This window comes from Lacinutrix sp. C3R15 (assembly GCF_018860825.1).
Taxonomy (GTDB): Bacteria; Bacteroidota; Bacteroidia; order Flavobacteriales; family Flavobacteriaceae; genus Oceanihabitans.
The window spans coordinates 39594-60462 of sequence record NZ_JAHKPZ010000005.1 but is presented as its reverse complement, the minus strand read 5'-3'; the positions used below and the strand labels follow the sequence as shown (position 1 = coordinate 60462).

Sequence of the window (20869 nt, the reverse complement as noted above, 5' to 3'; positions counted from 1 at the left end):
AGCAGGGATAACTTAGTGAGTGAATTTAAAATTAAACATTATGGATTCTTGATTTTGTAGGAATGATAAGGGTATAATAGTCTGGTGTTTAATGTTTGTATAATGGATTCCTGCTTGCGCAGGAATGACAAGTTTGTATTATTTATGTAAGGAATGCGAATTTTACATATTCCTGTTTATTGTATAAAAAGTTAGTTGTGTGTGGATTCCTGCCTGCGCAGGAATGACAAGAATGTAACAGTGTGGAGTTTAAGATTGAGAAAATGGATTCCTGCTTGCGCAGGAATGACAGCAAGGATAACTACTAAAAGCTATTTTAAGATAGAAAGCGGAGTAATAAACAATGATTAAAAATCTAATTTTTTTCTTCTAAGCTCAAAGTTTTGCCCTAAGTATACTTTTCTAACCATTTCATCTTCGGCAAGTTCTTCTGGTTTTCCAGCTTTTAAGATACCACCTTCAAACATTAAATAGGTTCTGTCTGTAATGGCAAGTGTTTCTTGTACGTTGTGGTCTGTAATTAAAATACCAATATTCTTTTTAGTAAGTTGCGCCACAATACGTTGAATATCTTCAACAGCAACGGGATCTACACCAGCAAAGGGTTCATCTAATAAAATAAAGTTAGGATCTGTAGCAAGTGCACGTGCAATTTCGGTACGTCTACGTTCTCCACCAGAAAGTAAATCTCCTCTGCTTTTACGAATATGTCCTAAGCCAAATTCTTCAATTAAAGATTCCATTTTATCATGTTGTTCTTTTTTGCTTAATTTGGTAAGCTGTAATACACTTAAAATATTATCTTCAATACTTAGTTTTCTGAAAACCGATGCTTCTTGCGCTAGATAGCCAATACCGTTTTGTGCACGTTTGTACATTGGGTATTTTGTAATATTTGTATCTTCTAAATATATGTTTCCACCATTAGGTTTTATCAGTCCAACAATCATGTAAAAAGAAGTTGTTTTTCCTGCACCATTAGGACCTAAAAGACCAACAATTTCTCCTTGATTTACTTCTAAAGAAACGTCTTTTACCACTTTTCGTCCGTTATAAGACTTCATTAAATGTTCTGCTCTAAGTTTCATATGTTTAGATCTATTGTTGTTTATTTGTTACATGCTTTTTGCTGTTAATCTATCTTTTTTAAAGATAACATTTTTAGCATGCTTGTTTTATAATTGCCATATATGTGGCTAAAAATAGTAAAAACCATAATACTATGGAGTGTACACTAGCAATTTAAGTAAAGTTTAACCTTGGGCTTCTTCTAAAGCATCCCAATATTCATAGGCTCTTCTTAAGTGAGGAATTACAATAGTACCACCAACCAGATTAGCAATACTTAAAGATTCAACTACCTGTTGTTTGGTGAGTCCTTCTTTGTAGCATGCTTCTAAATGGTATTTTACACAATCGTCACAACGTAACACCATAGAGGCAACAAGCCCTAAAAGTTCTTTGGTTTTTTTATCTAGCGTTCCTTCCGCGAAAGCGTTAGTGTCTAAATTAAAAATGCGTTTAATTACTTTATTATTATCTGCAAGAATTTTATCATTCATCTTAGAACGATATGCATTAAATTCGTTTACTATATTAGACATGCTTTTTTATTTTATTATCAGGATTTTTTTTAGCCTCTCTTTTTACTACAATTTTTGAAATATAAATACTTACTTGGTATAGTATTAATATAGGTATGGCAACAATAATTTGACTTGCTATATCTGGAGGTGTTATGATTGCCGAAAGAATAAGCACTATTACTAGGGCGTATTTTCTGTATTTTTTTAAGAATTCTGGTGTTACAAGACCTACTTTGGTTAAAAAGTATATAATAATAGGAAGCTCAAAAATTAATCCGGAAGCTATAACAGTAGCCCTTACCAGACCAATATAGCTTGACAAGTCAAAATCATTATGTACTTCTTGACTAACAGAGTAGGTACCTAGAAAATTAATAGATAACGGGGTTACTATATAATACCCAAAAAGCACTCCTAGAAAAAATAAAAAAGAAGATATAATGATAAAGCCACTAGAGTGTTTGCGTTCATTTTCATGCATACCAGGACTTATAAATGCCCAAAGTTGGTATAATGTATAAGGAAAAGATATGATGAAACCAGCGTATATAGAAGTCCATAAATGCGCAGAAAACTGGCCAGCAAGGGTTCTACTTTGAATTTGAAACGGAAAGCTTTCACCGCAAAAAGAAGAATCTTCTATACCTATTAATTCACTAACGCTACACAACCATCTGTAGGTAGGGAAAGCCATATCTTTAGGGCCAAGAATAATAACATCAAAAATAAAACTTTTAAATAAAAAAGCTACAATAGCACAAAGTACTATAGCAATACAAATACGTACTAGATGCCATCTTAAATCTTCAAGATGGTCTAGAAAAGACATCTCGTTTACATTTTTTTTAGCCATTATATAATCCCTTCTCTTATTAAATCATGTACGTGTACCACACCAGCATAATTACCATTTTCTTCTACCAATATTTGCGAAATGCCATAGGTTTCTAGAACCTCCATAGCATCTACAGCCATTGCATTAACATCTATGCGTTTTGGGTTTTCGCTCATAATATCTTTAGCAGTAAGTGTAGAGAAATCGTCTACTTTACTTAACATTCTACGTAAATCACCATCTGTAATAATACCAATAATTTTTTCATTTTCTACTACAGCAGTTACTCCAAGCATTTTTTCGGTAATTTCAACAATTACTTCTTTAATACTAGTACTAAGAGATACTTTTGGTTTTTGGTTTACCGAAGAAATATCCTGAACACGTAAATATAATTTTTTACCTAAAGCGCCACCTGGATGGTATTTAGCAAAGTCATTACTAGAAAAACCACGTAGTTCTAATAAACAAACAGCAAGTGCATCACCAAGCACTAATTGTGCAGTAGTACTGGTTGTAGGCGCAAGGTTGTTTGGGCAAGCTTCTTTTTCTACAAAAGCATTTAAAACATAATCTGCTTGCAGTCCTAAAAAGGAATCTTTATTACCTGTTATGGCAATCATTTTATTACCTGCACTCATAATTAAAGGCACAAGTACTTTAATTTCTGGCGTGTTTCCGCTTTTAGAAATGCAAATAACCACATCATCTTTTAAAATTAAGCCTAAATCTCCATGAATAGCATCTGCAGCATGCATAAAAACAGCTGGTGTACCTGTAGAGTTTAAAGTAGCTACAATTTTAGTAGCAATAATAGCACTTTTACCAATTCCTGTAATAATTACTCTACCTTTAGAGTTGTAAATAAGGTTAACGGCTTCAGCAAAATTATCATTTACTAAATGCGATAAATTTAAAATTGCTTTGCTCTCTAACTCAATAGTTTGCTTTGCTGTAGAAATAATAGAATGTATATTGCTCAAAATTTATGAGTTTTTTAAGTTGTTGCTAATAAAGATTTTTTTATCTTTAATGTTGGTCAATTAAATTCAATTTGTAGACATACAAAATGAGCTGCAAAGTTAACGAAAAATTAATGAGGTTGATTATATACACTACTAATTAATAGCAAAAAGAATTTAGTGTATTTTTATAATAATTTTAATATTAAAAATAATACATGTCTATTACTGAAAAGGACTTACAAGTCTCCCTAAAAAAATATTTTGGCTTTGGTAAGTTTAAAGGATTGCAAGAAGGTGTAATACAGAGTATTTTATCTGGACAAAACACTTTTGTTATAATGCCAACAGGAGGAGGTAAATCTTTATGTTACCAACTGCCTGCTTTAATGCAAGAGGGAACAGCAATAGTTGTTTCTCCATTAATAGCTTTAATGAAAAACCAAGTAGATGCTATACGTAGTGTCTCTGAACACGATGGTGTTGCTCATGTTTTAAATTCTTCACTGAACAAAACAGAAGTAAAACAGGTAAAACAGGATATTACAAATGGTATTACTAAACTATTGTATGTAGCTCCAGAATCTTTAACAAAAGAAGATAATGTAGAGTTTCTTCGAACCGTTAAAATTTCTTTTATGGCTGTAGATGAAGCTCATTGTATTAGTGAATGGGGACATGACTTTAGACCAGAATACAGAAATTTAAGAAATATTATTCAACGTATAGGAGATAATATTCCTATTATAGGTCTTACTGCTACAGCTACACCAAAAGTACAAGAAGATATATTGAAAAACCTTGGCATGTCTGATGCTAAGACTTTTAAAGCCTCTTTTAATAGACCCAATTTATATTATGAAATACGACCAAAAACCAAAACTGTAGATGCAGATATTATTCGATTTATAAAACAAAACGAAGGTAAATCAGGTATTGTTTATTGTTTAAGTAGAAAACGCGTAGAAGAACTTGCTCAAGCGTTACAGGTAAATGGTATTAAAGCAGTGCCTTATCATGCAGGTTTAGATGCTAAAACTAGGTCTAAACATCAAGATATGTTTTTAATGGAAGACATTGATGTTGTTGTTGCAACTATAGCCTTTGGTATGGGAATTGACAAACCAGATGTGCGTTTTGTAATACATCATGATATACCAAAAAGTATTGAAAGTTATTACCAGGAAACCGGAAGAGCAGGACGTGATGGTGGTGAAGGGCATTGTTTGGCTTATTATGCATATAAAGATATAGAAAAGTTAGAAAAATTTATGTCTGGCAAACCAGTTGCCGAACAAGAAATAGGTCATGCTTTATTACAAGAAGTGGTTGCCTTTGCAGAAACATCAATTTCTAGAAGAAAGTTTATACTGCATTATTTTGGTGAAGCTTTTGATAATGAAACAGGAGAAGGTGGTGATATGGATGATAATGTGCGTTATCCTAAAAAACAACAAGAAGCAAAAGAAGATGTGCAATTGGCTTTAAAAATTGTTGCCAGCACCAATGAAAAATATAAGTCTAAAGATTTAGTAAACGTTATTATAGGTAAAGAAAATGCCTTAATAAACTCACATAAAACCAATGAACAACCGTTTTTTGGTTCAGGAAAAAACCATGATAAAATATATTGGATGGCTTTAATAAGACAAGCACTAGTTGCAGGATTATTAAAAAAAGATATAGAAACGTATGGTGTTATAAAATTAAAACCAGCTGGTAAAGATTTTATTGAAAACCCCGTGTCTTTTATGATGACTGAAGATCATGTTTTTAATGAAACTACAGATGATTCTATAATTACACAATCTAAAGGTGGTGGTGCAGTAGCAGATGCTGCATTAATGGCAATGCTAAAAGATTTGCGTAAGAAAAATGCTAAAAAGCTAGGAGTGCCTCCATTTGTGATTTTTCAAGATCCTTCACTAGAAGATATGTCTTTAAAATATCCAATTTCGTTAGCAGAACTTTCTAATGTACATGGTGTAGGAGATGGAAAAGCAAAAAAATATGGTAAAGATTTTGTAGCGCTTATTGCTAAATATGTAGAAGAAAACGATATTATTAGACCAGATGATATGGTAGTTAAATCTACAGGAAGTAACTCTGCATTAAAACTTTATATTATTCAGAATGTAGATAGAAAATTACCATTAAGTGATATTGCATCTGCAAAAGGAATGGAAATGGCTTCTTTTATTAAAGAAATGGAAGCTATTGTATTTTCTGGAACCAAATTGAATATTGATTATTGGATAAATGATATTTTAGACGATGACCAACAAGAAGAAATTCATGACTATTTTATGGAGTCTGAAACCGATAAAATAGATGTTGCTATTGAAGAGTTTGATGGTGATTATGATGATGAAGAACTACGTTTGTATAGAATTAAGTTTATAAGTGAAGTGGCTAATTAGTTTTTTTAGGCATTACATAAAATAAAAATACAGAAAAGAGTTAGGTGTTAAAAGATAACACTTGGCTCTTTTTTATTTTTTTTTGTTCTTGGTTAATTAGTATTAAAAATAAGATGTAACTAAACTTTCTATCTTTAACTTTTTAACTTGAAACTTAGTTTCCTATCTTTGCACCTTATTAAAAAACTACAAGATGCAAGACGGATTATACGCAAAATTTAATACTACAAAAGGCGAAATATTAGTAGCTTTAGAATACCAGAAAACACCAGGTACTGTGGGTAACTTTGTTGCTTTAGCAGAAGGAAACCTAGAAAACGAAGTAAAACCACAAGGAACTCCTTATTATGATGGTTTAAAATTTCATAGAGTAATTCCAGATTTTATGATTCAAGGAGGTTGTCCTCAAGGAACAGGAACAGGAAATCCAGGTTATAAATTTGATGATGAGTTTCACCCAGAATTAAAGCATGATGCACCAGGAATTTTATCTATGGCAAATGCAGGACCAGGAACTAATGGAAGTCAGTTTTTTATCACTCACGTGGAAACCCCTTGGTTAGATAATAATCACACTGTTTTTGGTAAAGTTGTAGAAGGACAAGATGTAGTAGATGCTATTGCGCAAGGCGATGAAATTACTACTTTAGAAATTGTAAGAGTAGGAGCAGATGCTGAAGCTTTTAAAGCTGTTGAGGCATTTAGAACTTTTGAAGGATCTCGTGAAAAACGTTTAGCAGAAGAAAAAGCAGCACAAGAAGCAGCTTTAGATAAAATTGCAGCAGGATTTAATAAAACAGATAGTGGTTTACGCTACCAAATACTTCAGGAAGGTACTGGAGCAAAAGCAGAAAAAGGAAAAACAGTTTCTGTACATTACAAAGGACAATTAGCAGACGGAACCGTTTTTGATTCTTCTTATAAAAGAAAAGAACCAATTGAGTTTCCTTTAGGAGTAGGACAAGTAATTTCTGGATGGGATGAAGGTGTTCAATTATTAAAAATTGGAGATAAAGCACGTTTTGTAATACCTAGTCATTTAGGTTACGGAAGCAGAGGAGCAGGAGGAGTAATTCCACCAGATGCTACATTAATTTTTGATGTAGAGCTAATGGATGTTAAATAAACTCTGTTACAATATAATTTTTAAAAACGCTTCATGAAAATGAAGCGTTTTTTTATACTCATAAATTCTTTTGAAATGTATATCTTAGAGTTAGCATTTATGTTGGCCCGTCCTGAATAAAGGCTACATAATTTTATAAAAACAAGTTAAAATACGCTCTTTAAGGGAGTTTATTTTTGGGATTAAGTAAAATTAGAGGGACTGTGTGGTGCTTAAATTAGCATTAGTATTGTTTTTATGGCCTGTATATGTGCTGCGCGACTTTTACAGCGTCTTTCTGTAAATTTCAGGTGCTTTTTAAGGTTGTAGTTTATGGCAGAGAGCTGCATACATTTATTGGCCTGCTTGATACTGATGGTGTTAATCTTGCTTAGCTCCATAAACTGGGTTAGGGTGCCAAATACAGGTTCTACCGTACTTTGCCGGTTGTCTTTCATGTAGCGTCCTTTTAGGCTATTTGCTCTAGCAATATTTTGCTTATACACGGCGCAGTAATGGGTGGAGTTGCTAACTTTACTCGAGCATAAAATTGTTACAAAACAAATATAATTGGTAAGCAAAGAGGCTGCTTAAAAAATCAAGACAGCCTCTTTGCTTCAATTTATAAATTCAATATTTCTATAATTTGATAATCTTTCTGTGAAAAGTTATGTTCTCTGTTTCAATAATTAAAAGATAAACTCCAGGTCGTTGTTTACTTATGTCGATACTATTATCGTTATCAATTATTGATTCTAACACTATTTTTCCCTGTAGATCTGTTATTTTTATATTTCCTCCTTTAATACCATCTATAGATATTACCCCATTCGTAGGGTTTGGGTAAACATTTAATTTATCAAAAATCTTTGATTCATTAATTGATAATGTAGCACAATCAGGACTAGCTTCTACTCCTGGACCACATAGCATAGGAGCAGGGTTAAGACCATTTGAATTATAAGAGACCCATCCCGTTGAAGGAGGTGCAGGAGCTGTATTGCTAGGGTTTACATACATTATAGTTCTAACGCCTTCTGAGCCAGTAGTTTGATGAACAATTTCCCATTGACCAGTACCATTGTAGTTATAAACCACCCAAATTTGAGGATTTGAATTAAAATACCAGAAATCGGCACCATTATATGGTCCAATATTTGATGTGGTAGTTATGTTAACTGATGTCGATCCTGCTCCAGATATAGTAATTTGGGAAAATGAATTTGAGATACAGAATAGTGTGCAAATAAAAAGTAAAGTTTTTTTCATATTATGATATTTGGGTTATTTGACAAAACTAACTGCTTTTTTCTTATTATGAAATAAAATTCCTACTTTTTTAGTTAAGATAAGTTTACATAGGATTAAAAAGAAACAAGATAGATATTAGTATGACAGAAGAAAATCATTGTTACGAAATGCCATGGCAGAACGTGTATACGCTACATTAAAAGATGAGTTTTACCTAAATCAAAACTTTGATAACGTGGCTCACGCTAAAAGCGCTGAAAAAATGCAATTAATCTATACAACGAAATGAGATTACACTTATCTTTAGATTTTAAAACACCTAATATGGTATATAAATTTTCAGCTTAAAAATCAATTTTAACCTATAGCCATATTTCAGGACGAGACATGTAGCACCTGAGTTACTTGTTTAAAACATTATACCTATTTTGTTTATTATGAAAGATACTATAGCATACTTAAAATATCCTATTGGCCAGTTTGTATGTCCTGAAGAAATAACAAAACAAGATATAGGTGCATGGATTTCTGTACTAGAGCACTTTCCTAATCGATTAGAAACACTTGTTTCATCATTAAATGATGCGCAATTAGATACTGCATATAGACCAGAAGGTTGGACTGTTAGGCAGGTAATACATCATCTTTCAGACAGTCATCTGCATAGTTATATACGTTTTAAATGGGCTTTAACAGAAGATAAACCTGTAATTAAATATTATTATGAACAACTTTGGGCAGCATTAGAAGATGCTAAAACAGCACCTATTGCCATGTCTTTACTTCATTTAAAAGCTACGCATATTAAATTGGTGTATTTGTTAAAGGGTTTAGATCCTACAGATTTAAACAAGTATTTTATACATCCAGAACATACGGAAGCAGTAGTTTTAAAAAAGAATATTGGTATTTATGCATGGCATAGTAACCATCATTTTGCACATATAGAAAATCTTTTAAAGCGAAAAGGTTGGTTGTAATACCTTAAAAATAAAGATATTTCTGTTATTGGTATGCGCTGTTATTACACAAACTTTAGGTTGTACTTACCACAAATTTTTGCCACTTTTTCAAAATCTGGAGAGCCAGGAGGTAATTGTGCTAGTTCTTCAAACATGTTTTCAAGTCCTGCAGGAAAAATACTTAACATTGCTCTGGTATCTTGTTCTCCAATAACTTTCCAAGAATGCGGAATTCCTCTAGGACAAAAAATTAAATCACCAGCATTTAATGTGGTTGTTTTTTCTCCTATACGCATTTCTACTTGTCCTTCAATTACTTGAAAAACTTCATCTTCATTTTCATGAACATGAGGAGGAATACCAACTCCAGGTTTGTTATTCTGTTCTATTAAAGTAAACTGTCCGTTGGTGTCTTTACCTGTTAATTTAATATTTTGATTATCACCAAGAACATTTAAAAGTTTGCCTTCTTTGTTTTTAACAATTTTAGGATCTATAGCTTTTACAGTTTTGGCAACCTCTTTATTTTTTAGAGATTTTATTTGTGCTAACTCGTTTAAATTTTCATTTTTAGCTTCTAGTTTAGAGGCATTAACCATAGGAGCAAAAGATAGAGCTCCTAAACCTAATGCAGTCGATTTTATAAACTTTTTTCGGTCCATAATAGTTGGTTTTTACTAGGTTATTACACTTCTCCAAATTGTTGTAAACTTTAATTGAGTAGTCTTTTTTTTAGACTTTTAGTTAAAGTTTATACGTAGTTTTAATTTGTAAGTTACTGTATTTTAGTAAAATAAACAAGTTTAGGTTCTTGCTTGGCTTTGCAAATACTAGTGCAAGCTGTGCCAGTTTAAATTCTATTTATTGTGTTTTAAGTAGCACAATAAGAAAAGAAAATACATATTATGGTTTGTAAAAGGGTATTGATTATTGCGTGTATCTAGTTGCTTAATAAGCTATGTTTTTTAGGTAAAGGACTTATAATTTCTACATTTTGAAACGCAATAGCACCTCTAATAATACTAGAAATAACATCTTGTAAAGCTTCAATAATTTGCATTTTAAGTTCGCTTTTATGGTATATAATGCTTACTTCTCTTGCAGGAGAAGGTTCTGTAAAATGATGCAGGTTTTCTTTGTTTTTTTCAGACATGTCTAAGGTGTGTAAATATGGTAATAAGGTCATACCTAAACCTTCATTAGATAATTTTATTAAGGTTTCTATGCTACCACTTTCTAACTGAAAAGAATTGTCTGTGTGGTCTTTTAGTACTTTACATAAGTTAATTACACCATCTCTAAAACAGTGTCCATCTTCTAGTAAAAGCATGTCATCAATTTCTAGATCTGTAGTGTTTATTTTATTTTTAGCATGCAATCTATGATTTTTAGGTATGTATGCAACAAACGGTTCAAAATAAAGCACACGTTCTTTAATGTTTTCATTTAATAAAGGTGTAGCAGCAATGGCAGCATCTAGATGTCCTTCATTAATTCTAGAGATAATTTCGTCTGTGGTTAACTCTTCTATAACAAGTTTTACTTTAGGGTATTTTTTAATGAATGTTTTTAAAAACATAGGAAGCAATGTTGGCATTACAGTAGGTATTATTCCTATTTTAAATTCGCCACCAATAAATCCTTTTTGTTGGTCAACTATATCTTTAATTCTATAAGATTCATTCACTATGTTTTTTGCCTGGTTTACAATTTTACGGCCAACATCTGTAAGTTCAATAGGTTTCTTGCTTCTGTCAAAAATAAGAATATCTAACTCGTCTTCTAGCTTTTGTATTTGCATGCTTAAAGTGGGTTGTGTAACAAAGCACTTTTCTGCAGCTTTTGTAAAATTTTGATTTTCGGCAACAGCCAATACGTAGTATAATTGTGTAATTGTCATCTATATCAATTTAGACTATAAAAATATAAAAACTATCAATAAAATTTATGCGAATAGAGGGTAAATATTAAATAACTTTGTAGTATAACAAAAAGCAATAATTATGACACTAAATAGTATAGGATTAGATTCAAAAATCACAAAAGAATTAGCACAAGATTTAAATGGATTATTAGCTAATTTTCAAACGTATTATCAAAATTTAAGAGGTATTCATTGGAATATTAAAGGAAAAGCATTTTTTAATCTTCATATAAAATTTGAAGAATTATATACAGATGCTAATATGAAAGTAGATGAAATTGCAGAACGTATTTTAACTTTAGGTGAAACGCCTTTACATACTTTTGCAGACTATAGTGAACTTGCAAAAGTGCCTGTAGGTAAAAACATATCTGAAGATACTAAGGCTGTGCAATTAATTGTAGATTCTTTATCAGAATTATTACAAATTGAACGTGCTATTTTACAGAAAGCAGGAGATGCAAATGACGAAGGTACCAACTCTATGATGAGTGATTTTATTTCAGAACAAGAAAAAACAGTCTGGATGATGAAAGCTTGGTTAAATGAAACCGTCTAATCATTAAGTTATTCCTTAAATAACTGATTATTAGCAAAACGAAAGCCACGAAAACATCTGTTTTACGTGGCTTTTATTTATAGCTCTTTTTGTGTGTTACTAAAAACGAATAGTAATATTTACATCTTCTTTTTTAAGCTCAAATTTAGCAGCATCAAAAGTTGGAGGTCCATAAAGTATTGGGTTGTTAGACATGCCGTAACTTTCTTTAGGCATTCCGTTTAACTCAAAATCCATTTGGTTGTTGCTGTTTTCGTCATGAACTCCCATTATGGCATATTCACCAGGAATTACATTTTTAAATGTTAAAGTAGCTGTATCTCCATTTATTTCAGTGATGCTACTTTCTAAACCTTTTCCTTTCATAAAAGTAGATGCATTATGTAAAGATAAAATAACTTTTCCGTTGGTGTTTTTAATGTTTTTAACGGTTACTGTTATTTGCTTGCCTTCGGTTTCAGATTGTGCATGACTATTAAAAGTTGATAGAATAAAAACAAGTAGTAAAGCCAAAGATTTAGCCATTGTATTTTGATTTAAAAATTGGGTTCTGTGGTTTTTTTGTAAAGACTTCATTGGTTATGGTTTTATTGATTACTATGTAAAGATGCTTGTAATAAAGTGTTTTACATAAACGTTTTTACCCAATTGTAGTAATTGAAGGCTGAATTGTATTTTAAAACTTTAATGCTATACATTTGCAGCTTTAATACGTGTAATTTTAATTAAAATTTTATGTTCTATGTTATTGATCTATTAGGAACCATTGCTTTTGCTATTTCTGGCGTTTTAATAGCTATGAATAAAAAAATGGATGCTTTTGGTGTTTTAATTATTGCTTTTGTAACTGCAGTAGGAGGAGGAACTTTAAGAGATATACTTATAGGGCAAACTCCTGTTGGTTGGATGACAAATATGACCTTTACCTATGTAATATTAATTACTACATTATTCACCATACTTTTTAGATCAAAGATTAATTACTTACGTACTTCTTTGTTTTTATTTGATACTATTGGTATTGGCTTATATACTGTTGTAGGTATAGAAAAAGGACTTTTAGCAGGATTAGACCCTATAATTTGTATTGCTCTTGGTACTATATCTGCTTGTTTTGGTGGTGTTATTAGAGATATTTTGTGTAATGAAATACCTGTAATTTTTAGAAAAGAAATTTATGCAACAGCATGTATACTAGGCGGACTTACTTATTTTTTAGTTCGCAAGCTACCAATAGATAATAATTTTGTATTTGTAATAGCAGGAGTAGTGGTTATACTTACACGATTAATTGCGGTAAAGTTTAAAATTAGTTTACCTAGTTTGTATAAGCAATAAAAAAAGCCATACAGTAAGTATGGCTTTTTTATTTATAATAGAGGGGTTGTTATTTGGTAATAGGAAAACCTCTGTCTTTCATTAAAGCTTCAATTTTAGCATCTCGACCTCTAAATAATCGATATGCTTCTGCAGGATCCATTGCATTTCTAGGAGCAAATAAATACTTCACTAGTTTGTCTGCTATTTCTTTATCATAAAAACCATCAGGAGCTTCCGCAAATGCTTCCGAAGCATCGCTAGTTAAAACATCTGCCCACATATATCCATAATATGCAGTAGCGTACCCTTCGCCAGAAAAAACATGTCCAAAGTGAGGCGTTCTATGACGCATTGGTAACTCTTTAGGCATTTTTAAATCGGCTAGTGTTTCTCTTTCAAAGGCATCAATATCTATATTTGTTGGGTCTGCAAGGTGTAATTTCATATCCATTAAAGCAGAGGCTAAATATTCTGTAGTGGCAAATCCTTGATTAAATGTTGCTGCTTTTTTTATTTTTTCCACTAATGTTGCAGGAATAGGTTCTCCTGTTTTATGGTGTACTAAAAATGTATTGATTACTTGATCTGTAGCTAGCCAGCGCTCTAATAATTGCGATTGAAATTCTGTATAATCTCTAACACCACCATTTAAAGTAGGGTATTTTACGTTAGATGAAAAGAAGTGTAAGGCATGGCCAAATTCATGAAAAAAGGTGGTAGCATCATCCCAAGAAACAAGAACCGCTTCACCAGGAGCTGGTTTTACAAAGTTAGAATTGTTTGATGCTAGTACATTGGTTTCGCCTTCAAAAGTAGTATGACTTCTATAGGTTGTAGCCCAAGCTCCCGAGCGTTTTCCTTGTCTAGCAAAAGGATCTAAGTACCATAAGCCAATGTTTTTACCTGAGTCTTTATCTGTAACTTCCCAAACGTTTACATCTTCATGAAATACTGGAACAGTTCCTTTTTTTACAGGAGTAAATTTGTAGTTAAATAATTTTTCTGCAGTAAAGAATAAAGCTTCGGTTAATTTATCTAATTGTAAATACTGTTTTACTTCATCGCTATTTAAGTTATATTTCTTTTTTCTTACTTTTTCTGCATAAAATCTGTAATCCCAAGGCGCTATGGTGATGTTATCTCCATTTTCGTTTGCTACTGTTTGCATATCTGCAACTTCTTCTGCAACTCTTGCAATAGCAGCAGGCCAAACAGCCATCATTAAATCCATAGCATTTTCAGGTGTTTTTGCCATGCGATCTTGTAAACGCCATGCTGCATAATTAGTGTAGCCTAACAAAGCAACACGTTCTTTACGTAACTTTAGTATTTGAGCTATAATAGCATTGTTGTCATAACTATCTGCATTATCACCTCTAGAATAATAGTTTTCCCATACCTGTTTACGCAATTCACGATTGGTTGCATAGGTAAGAAAAGGATCTATAGAAGACCTTGTGTTTGTTATAGCGTATTTGCCATCTTGTCCCTTATCTGTTGCAATTTTAGCAGCAGATTTTATAAAAGCTTCAGACAGGCCTTCCAGTTGTTTTTTATTTAAAAAAGTAACGTAGTTTTCTTCATCATGTAAAACATTATCAGAAAACTGGTTATATAAAGTAGAAAGCTCTTTGTTAATGGCAGCATAACGTTCTTTTTTAGCAGCATCTAGGTTTGCGCCATTCATTTCGTACCTTTTATAGGTAAGCTCAACTACGCGTTGTTCTTGAGGTTTTAAAGGTTTTTTTTGAGAAGCAGTATATACGGTTTTTATGCGTTGAAATAGTTTTTCGTTTTGTGTTATTTTAGATCTATAATCAGATAGTTTTGGTGCTAACTCTGCTTGTATGCTTCTAAATTCTGGCGAAGACATATTGCTACTTAAAATACCATAATATGCATACACTCTGTCTAGTGTTTTTCCTGAGGCTTCAAGAGCTTCAATAGTATTTGTAAATGTTGGAGGTTCTGTATTGTTGGCAATTTTGTCAATATCTGCTAAGCTTTCGTTCATACCAAACTCCATTGCTTCTTTAATGTCACTAACTTTCATTTTGTCAAAAGAAGGAACTCCTTGGTAAGGACCAGTCCATTCTTTTGTTAATATATTTTCACTCATTTGGTTGTTGTCTTTTGTTTCTTCTTGTTTACAATTAGTAAATGAAATTAAAATGCATATAGATAAAGCTTTAAAGTATTGCTGTTTGGTTCTCATTATTTAAGTTTTGTTTCAGGTTTTTAAGATACAATTTAGTGTGTTTAAAAGGTGTTATTATTCTATAATTTCTACCTTTTTAATGTAGACATTATGCAAAGGCCATTCTGCATTATCTGTTTCTTGTTTAGCTATTTCATCTACCACATCCATACCACGAGTTACTTTACCAAAAATGGTGTAATCCCCATCTAAATGGTATGCACCATCCTTTTTTTGTACAATAAAAAATTGATAAGGAGAAGCAAGTTTATAAGGGTTTTTTATAGCACCACTAGGCATACTTACAACGCCTCTATGGTGTTTAAAACCTCTTTTTGTATCTTTAGGTAATAAGTATTTTCCAATTTTTTTTCTTTTTCGTTTTACCTTAGCATCATCTGTATTACCACCTTGAATGATAAAATTATTTACAATTCTGTAAAACTGTGTATTGTTAAAATAGCCTTGTTTGGTTAAAAATATAAAGTTAGCACGATGAAATTTAGTCTCGTTAAAAAGTAAAATATCTATATCGCCAAAATCTGTTGTGATTCTTACTTTGTTTTCTTTATTGTGTTTTTCATATTCTAAAAAGAACTCCATAGCATTTTCATCTGTAAGAAAAGGGTATTCTCTTTCAGGTTCTATTACAGAATCTTTTTTAGCTTCTTTTTTTTCTTCTGAAGTTTTTTGAACTATTTTTGAAGTCTTCTTAGGTTCTGTTTTTTTATCTTCACAATTCAGAAAAAGAAGAGGAATAAAGCATAATAATACAAATCGCATAGATGAATTTTAATGAGTTTTTAAAAGTAACATCAAAAATAAACAATCTAGAGCTTCCAGCCGAAGCATCGCAGTTTAAAATGTCTCCTCCTTTTAGAGAAAGGCTTTTACAAAAGCAACAAGACAAAATTAAAAACGCGAAACAGTCTGCTGTTTTAGCTTTGTTTTATCCAGATGTGTTAGAAAAAACAAATTTTGTTTTAATATTAAGAAAAACCTATAAAGGAGTGCATTCTGCTCAAGTAGGTTTTCCTGGCGGAAAAGTAGAGAAAGAAGATACTTCATTAAAACATACCGCTTTACGTGAAACCGAAGAAGAAGTGGGCGTGCCTATGCAAGATATTAAAGTACTTAAAAGCTTAACTCAAGTATATATTCCGCCAAGTAATTTTTTTGTGCAACCTTTTATAGGTTATAGTAATAGCAGGCCTAATTTTATTAAACAAGAAAGTGAGGTAGAAGCAATTATAGAAGTTTCTCTAGCGCATTTTTTAGACGATAAAAATGTTATAACTGAGTTGGTTTCAACTTCTTACAATCAGCATATTGCTGTTCCTGCTTTTAAACTTAATGATCATGTAGTTTGGGGAGCTACAGCCATGATGCTAAGTGAAATAAAAGACTTGTTAAAACTAGCCTTGTAACGCTTATGTTTTATTACTTTTGTTGTTTAACAGATATAAAATTTATTTATGGGATTATTTAAAAAAAATCCTTTTGGTCATATTCTTTTTGTAAAAAAATGGTTGATTCGCATTTTAGGTGCATTAACACATAGACGTTTTCGTGGTTTTAATGAGCTACAAATTGAAGGTTCAGATATTATTAAAAACCTTCCAGATACCAATGTATTATTTATTTCTAACCATCAAACGTACTTTGCAGATGTAGTTGCAATGTTTCATGTGTTTAATGCTAGTTTAAGTAATAGAGACGATTCTATAAAAAACATTGGGTACTTATGGAATCCTAAATTAAACATATACTACGTAGCGGCAAAAGAAACTATGAATGCAGGTTTATTGCCAAAAATATTAGCCTATGTAGGCTCTATTAGTATTGAACGTACCTGGAGATCTAAAGGAGAAGATATTAACAGACAGGTTAAAATGAGTGATATTTCTAATATCAGTAAGGCATTAGATGATGGTTGGGTAATTACATTTCCGCAAGGAACAACGACTCCTTTTAAACCAATTAGAAAAGGTACTGCACACATTATAAAAAGATATAAGCCTGTTGTTGTACCTATTGTTATAGATGGTTTTAGACGTAGTTTTGATAAAAAAGGATTGCGTATTAAAAAGAAAAATATCTTGCAAAGTTTTGAAATAAAACAACCTCTTGATATTGATTATGATAACGAAAGTATTGCAAGTATAGTAGAAAAGATAGAATATGCCATAGAGCAACATCCTTCTTTTTTAAAGGTGATACCTCAAAAAGAACTAGCTTTACAAGAAGAGCTTAATAAAAAGCGTAAGTGGAATACCTAAGTAATTTTTAGACTTCTAGTTTTTTTAATTCTTTGTAATTACTGTTTAATCTTTTTAGCAGAATACCATAGATTAGGTAATAAAAACCTAGTATAATAGCAATAAGAATAGCAATAGCAGCTACTGTTATTAAAATAGTGACTGCGTAAAACTTTAATAACTCTCCGTTAGCAGAAGCTTTTTCAATATAGCCAAGCATTTCTTCGTCTCTATTAAATTGAATAGCTAATACAATAAAAGAAGATAGCGCTAAATATATTAGATTAAAACCAACATATTGTTTTACGGTTTTTCGTGTTTTTAATATGTTTTCCATGAGTACTTTTGCATTATCTGTAGCAGAAATGTTTCTGTAGTTCATATAAAATCTATAAAAAAAGTAAGCTAACACAATATAGCCAAGAACTATAAAAGGAGTTATAATATTTTCTGCATGATAAGACTCAAAACGTTTGTTATAATCTGCATCTTTTAAGCCAAAAGATATGACAGACCATAGTATAAATTCTAAAATGCTAATAATAAAAATCCATTTAACAATAGAAGAAGACTTCTTCAATATCATTTTATAAATTTCGTTATATGTAAGTTTAGGATAGCGTGATGCATCCTCTTTCTTCCAGTCTTTTTTTAATAGTTCTAATTCATCCATAGTTTTACGGATTTAAAATGGTTCTTAATTTGTTTTTCACCCTATTCATTTTCACTCTTGCATTCACTTCACTAATTCCCATTGTTTCGCTAATCTCTTTGTAGTTTTTATCCTCTAGGTATAAAAAAACTAAGGCTTTTTCAATATCGTTTAATTGGTGTACTGCTTTATATAGTAGTTTTAATTGTTCTTCTTCTGTGTCATCATATTCATCTGCTTTAATTTTAAATTGTATGGCATCAAAGTCTTGTGTGTTAATTCTACGTTTGCTTTTTCTGTAAAGTGTTATGGCTGTGTTTAGTCCAACACGATACATCCATGTGCTAAATTTAGCGTCTCCTCTAAATTTAGGAAAGGCACGCCAAAGCTGTATGGTTATTTCTTGAAACAAATCATTATGCGCATCTTGATTGTTGGTGTAAAGCCTACAAACCTTATGTACAATGTTTTGATGTTTTTCAAGTTGTTCTACAAAACTATGTTCTAACTCTTTATTCAAATTGGTGGTTTAGTTACTCTATTAGTAGTATAAATTTAAAAATGTTACACGATATGTAATAGTTTCTTTAAAAATAGTATTTACTCTGGCAATTTAGTAACTTTGACTTACTTATTTTTTTTACTTTATTATGAATATTCCCGAATCAAAAATACCTAGAATTGTTATTATAGGAGGTGGTTTTGCTGGAGTTAAGCTTGCTAAGTCTTTAAAAAACAGCAAGGTGCAAATTGTTTTATTAGACAAGCATAATTACCATACTTTTCAACCTTTATTATATCAAGTATCTAGTGCAGGATTAGAGCCAGATTCTATTGCTTATCCGCTTAGAAAAATTATTAAAAAAAATGATAATGCTTTTTTTAGGTTAGCAGAGGTGGAGCAAATTTTTCCCGAAAAAAAATCTATTAAAACAAGTATTGGTAATTTAAGGTATGATTATTTGGTAATCGCTACAGGAACAAAAACAAATTTTTTTGGAAATCAAGCTGTTGAAAAATATAGTATGGCAATGAAAAGTATTCCGCAAGCTTTAGATATTAGAAGTTTAATGCTTCAAAATCTAGAACAAGCAGCTATTTCAAATACTTTAAATGAAAGAAAAGCCTATTTAAACTTTGTAATTGTAGGAGGAGGACCAACTGGAGTAGAGTTGGCAGGAGCAATTGCAGAACTTAAAAACAATATACTACCAAGAGATTACAAAGATTTAAATCCTAGTGATATGCAAATTCATTTGTTAGAAGGTAATGCAAGGTTATTACCACCAATGAGTGAACATGCTTCAGCCAAAGCAGAAAAATTTTTAGTTGATCTTGGTGTGCAAGTACATTGTAACACTTTTGTAAAGGATTATAATGGTAAAACAGTATTGACCAATTCTGAGTTAGCCTTAGCGTCTGAAACTCTTATTTGGGCTGCAGGAGTAACCGGAAATCCAGTGCATGGGTTAAAAGCAACTGCAGTTGCAGAACGTAGTAACCGTTATTTGGTTAATGAGTACAACCAAATACAAGCTTATGATGCTATTTTTGCTTTAGGAGATATTGCTTTAATGAAAACAAAAGATTATCCTAATGGTCATCCTCAAGTAGCACAACCAGCAATACAACAAGGAGAACTTCTTGGTAAAAACTTAATACGTTTAATAGCAGGTAAACCTCTAAAAAAGTTTGTGTATAAAGATAAAGGTTCTATGGCTACTGTTGGAAGAAATAAAGCGGTTGTAGATTTAAACCGTTTTAAATTTGCAGGGTTTTTTGCTTGGTTTGTGTGGATGTTTATTCACTTAATGGCATTAGTGGGTTTTAGAAATAGAATCATCGTTTTCTTTAATTGGACGTATAATTATATTAACTTTGATAAAGCAGCAAGATTAATAATTAGACCTTATAAAAGGTTGAATTAAAGGTTTGTTTTGTAGGTTTATCTTTTTGGTTTACAGTTTTTTGGTGTTTTACTATAGATTTAATTTATACTAGTTTTTTTTAAAAAGAACAATATGTGAATTAAGTAACTGTTTTAAAAATATACGTAAAAAGAATGTATTAAATTAGTTTTCAATCCATTCTCCACGATGCGGTTTTAAAGCATCTCTAAATGTTATTATATCTGCTTCATTTATAATCATAAAAGCAATGGTGTGCATATCATTTATTGTTTGATGTCCAACCAGATCTACATTTAAGGTTTGGTTTTGTATGTATTCATTTAAATGAATTTCATGATGTTGTGCTGTTTTTTCTGCAGCAGGACCTCTAAAGTCCCAGATTAGTTTTAGTTTACGCATTTTGAATAGATGTACCGTTTTCGGCAAAATTTTTAAAGTCTAATAAGTATTTTTCAGATTGTTTTTTAAAGGCTTTAGGCATTAATAAAACCATTATTTTGTAAAATAAGTTGGTTGGTGAAAATTCATTTTCAATAACCCATTTTGTGTAGCCTTCAGGAGTAGTATAGAAATGATTTTTTTGGGTGTTATGCATTCCTTTCGTTTCATAACTCATGTAAATTTCATGAGGTAGATTAATATGTGTTATGGTTTCAATAAGTTCTATTTTGCGTTTATTAACGGTATAATTTAGTTTCATTTTACTGCCAACAGTTCCTGGTACACCAGAAATATGCTCAAAACTAGTTAAGTCTTTTTGCCAATGCTTCATGTTGTCTGCATTGTCTAGTTTTTTTATAAATTCTTTTAAAGTTATATTAACTATAATCTCTGTGGTGTAAATCATTATGGTAAAATGAAAAAGTGTGCTATAAAGATAGCTTTTTTAGAGCTTTTATAAAATAAAATACCTGTTATTACTAGTATG

At 31.3% G+C, this 20869-nt stretch carries 23 protein-coding genes; 8 read left to right on the top strand and 15 right to left on the bottom strand.

From position 1 onward, the window contains the following. Positions 1-347: 347 nt before the first annotated feature. The 4 genes from lptB to KO494_RS02630 form a co-directional block, all read right to left on the bottom strand. Positions 348-1088, bottom strand: a complete 741-nt coding sequence (lptB, locus tag KO494_RS02645; protein WP_215966041.1) for an LPS export ABC transporter ATP-binding protein — start codon at positions 1086-1088, stop codon at positions 348-350. Between the two features lie 165 nt (positions 1089-1253). Further along, positions 1254-1604 (bottom strand): carboxymuconolactone decarboxylase family protein, encoded by a 351-nt coding sequence (locus tag KO494_RS02640; RefSeq protein ID WP_215966040.1) that lies wholly within the window; start codon positions 1602-1604, stop codon positions 1254-1256. After that, positions 1597-2439 (bottom strand): twin-arginine translocase subunit TatC, encoded by an 843-nt coding sequence (gene tatC / locus KO494_RS02635; protein ID WP_215966039.1) that lies wholly within the window; start codon positions 2437-2439, stop codon positions 1597-1599. The genes KO494_RS02640 and tatC overlap by 8 nt, the downstream gene beginning before the upstream one ends. Further along, a complete protein-coding gene (locus tag KO494_RS02630) occupies positions 2439-3404 on the bottom strand; it encodes an SIS domain-containing protein (protein ID WP_215966038.1) in 966 nt (321 codons plus the stop codon). Before KO494_RS02630 ends, tatC begins: the two co-directional genes overlap by 1 nt. 197 nt (positions 3405-3601) lie before the next feature. Between KO494_RS02630 and KO494_RS02625 the strand changes: the two genes are divergently transcribed. Further along, the gene (locus KO494_RS02625; protein ID WP_215966037.1) at positions 3602-5803 is read left to right on the top strand and encodes an ATP-dependent DNA helicase RecQ; all 2202 of its coding nucleotides are present in this window, start codon (positions 3602-3604) and stop codon (positions 5801-5803) included. 193 nt (positions 5804-5996) lie between these two features. Further along, complete coding sequence (locus tag KO494_RS02620) at positions 5997-6929, top strand: peptidylprolyl isomerase (RefSeq protein WP_215966036.1); 933 nt, start codon at positions 5997-5999, stop codon at positions 6927-6929. Positions 6930-7141: 212 nt separating this feature from the next. Here KO494_RS02620 and KO494_RS02615 read toward each other — a convergent pair whose 3' ends face one another. Further along, positions 7142-7489: a transposase gene (locus tag KO494_RS02615; RefSeq protein WP_252730258.1), complete on the bottom strand. Its 348-nt coding sequence runs from the start codon at positions 7487-7489 to the stop codon at positions 7142-7144. 58 nt (positions 7490-7547) lie between these two features. After that, entirely contained in the window at positions 7548-8177 is a 630-nt protein-coding gene (locus KO494_RS02610) for a T9SS type A sorting domain-containing protein (RefSeq protein WP_215966035.1), read from the bottom strand. A gap of 419 nt (positions 8178-8596) precedes the next feature. Here KO494_RS02610 and KO494_RS02605 point away from each other — a divergent pair, with 419 nt between their 5' ends. Continuing rightward, positions 8597-9139: a YfiT family bacillithiol transferase gene (locus KO494_RS02605; protein WP_215966034.1), complete on the top strand. Its 543-nt coding sequence runs from the start codon at positions 8597-8599 to the stop codon at positions 9137-9139. Between the two features lie 44 nt (positions 9140-9183). Here KO494_RS02605 and KO494_RS02600 read toward each other — a convergent pair whose 3' ends face one another. Next, on the bottom strand, positions 9184-9783 hold the full coding sequence (locus tag KO494_RS02600; RefSeq protein ID WP_215966033.1) for a cupin domain-containing protein: 600 nt from the start codon (positions 9781-9783) through the stop codon (positions 9184-9186). 278 nt (positions 9784-10061) lie between these two features. Beyond that, complete coding sequence (locus KO494_RS02595; protein WP_215966032.1) at positions 10062-11021, bottom strand: hydrogen peroxide-inducible genes activator; 960 nt, start codon at positions 11019-11021, stop codon at positions 10062-10064. Between the two features lie 103 nt (positions 11022-11124). On the opposite strand from KO494_RS02595, the gene KO494_RS02590 reads away from it, so the two are divergent. Continuing rightward, positions 11125-11604 (top strand): Dps family protein, encoded by a 480-nt coding sequence (locus KO494_RS02590; RefSeq protein WP_215966031.1) that lies wholly within the window; start codon positions 11125-11127, stop codon positions 11602-11604. Positions 11605-11703: 99 nt separating this feature from the next. Here KO494_RS02590 and KO494_RS02585 read toward each other — a convergent pair whose 3' ends face one another. Further along, the gene (locus KO494_RS02585; protein ID WP_252730257.1) at positions 11704-12180 is read right to left on the bottom strand and encodes a DUF2141 domain-containing protein; all 477 of its coding nucleotides are present in this window, start codon (positions 12178-12180) and stop codon (positions 11704-11706) included. A gap of 159 nt (positions 12181-12339) precedes the next feature. Here KO494_RS02585 and KO494_RS02580 point away from each other — a divergent pair, with 159 nt between their 5' ends. Next, positions 12340-12942 carry a trimeric intracellular cation channel family protein gene (locus tag KO494_RS02580; RefSeq protein ID WP_215966030.1) on the top strand — a complete coding sequence of 201 codons (603 nt, stop codon included), beginning with the start codon at positions 12340-12342 and terminating at the stop codon, positions 12940-12942. Between the two features lie 49 nt (positions 12943-12991). Here KO494_RS02580 and KO494_RS02575 read toward each other — a convergent pair whose 3' ends face one another. Together KO494_RS02575 and KO494_RS02570 are read right to left on the bottom strand one after the other, a co-directional pair. Continuing rightward, positions 12992-15139 carry a M3 family metallopeptidase gene (locus KO494_RS02575; protein WP_215966029.1) on the bottom strand — a complete coding sequence of 716 codons (2148 nt, stop codon included), beginning with the start codon at positions 15137-15139 and terminating at the stop codon, positions 12992-12994. 57 nt (positions 15140-15196) lie between these two features. After that, positions 15197-15904, bottom strand: a complete 708-nt coding sequence (locus KO494_RS02570) for a peptidylprolyl isomerase (protein WP_215966028.1) — start codon at positions 15902-15904, stop codon at positions 15197-15199. Positions 15905-15906: 2 nt separating this feature from the next. Between KO494_RS02570 and KO494_RS02565 the strand changes: the two genes are divergently transcribed. After that, positions 15907-16548 (top strand): CoA pyrophosphatase, encoded by a 642-nt coding sequence (locus KO494_RS02565; RefSeq protein ID WP_215966027.1) that lies wholly within the window; start codon positions 15907-15909, stop codon positions 16546-16548. Between the two features lie 48 nt (positions 16549-16596). Further along, entirely contained in the window at positions 16597-17400 is an 804-nt protein-coding gene (locus tag KO494_RS02560) for a 1-acyl-sn-glycerol-3-phosphate acyltransferase (protein ID WP_215966026.1), read from the top strand. 7 nt (positions 17401-17407) lie between these two features. Here KO494_RS02560 and KO494_RS02555 read toward each other — a convergent pair whose 3' ends face one another. Both KO494_RS02555 and KO494_RS02550 read right to left on the bottom strand, forming a co-directional pair. Beyond that, on the bottom strand, positions 17408-18052 hold the full coding sequence (locus KO494_RS02555; protein ID WP_215966025.1) for a hypothetical protein: 645 nt from the start codon (positions 18050-18052) through the stop codon (positions 17408-17410). A gap of 4 nt (positions 18053-18056) precedes the next feature. Further along, entirely contained in the window at positions 18057-18551 is a 495-nt protein-coding gene (locus KO494_RS02550) for an RNA polymerase sigma factor (RefSeq protein WP_215966024.1), read from the bottom strand. Positions 18552-18681: 130 nt separating this feature from the next. Between KO494_RS02550 and KO494_RS02545 the strand changes: the two genes are divergently transcribed. Next, positions 18682-19959, top strand: coding sequence for an NAD(P)/FAD-dependent oxidoreductase (locus KO494_RS02545; RefSeq protein WP_215966023.1), 1278 nt, complete (start codon positions 18682-18684; stop codon positions 19957-19959). 144 nt (positions 19960-20103) lie between these two features. On the opposite strand, the gene KO494_RS02540 is transcribed toward KO494_RS02545, so the two are convergent. Beyond that, positions 20104-20340, bottom strand: coding sequence for a hypothetical protein (locus tag KO494_RS02540; protein WP_215966022.1), 237 nt, complete (start codon positions 20338-20340; stop codon positions 20104-20106). Continuing rightward, positions 20333-20788 carry an SRPBCC family protein gene (locus KO494_RS02535; protein ID WP_215966021.1) on the bottom strand — a complete coding sequence of 152 codons (456 nt, stop codon included), beginning with the start codon at positions 20786-20788 and terminating at the stop codon, positions 20333-20335. Before KO494_RS02535 ends, KO494_RS02540 begins: the two co-directional genes overlap by 8 nt. Positions 20789-20869: the final 81 nt, after the last annotated feature.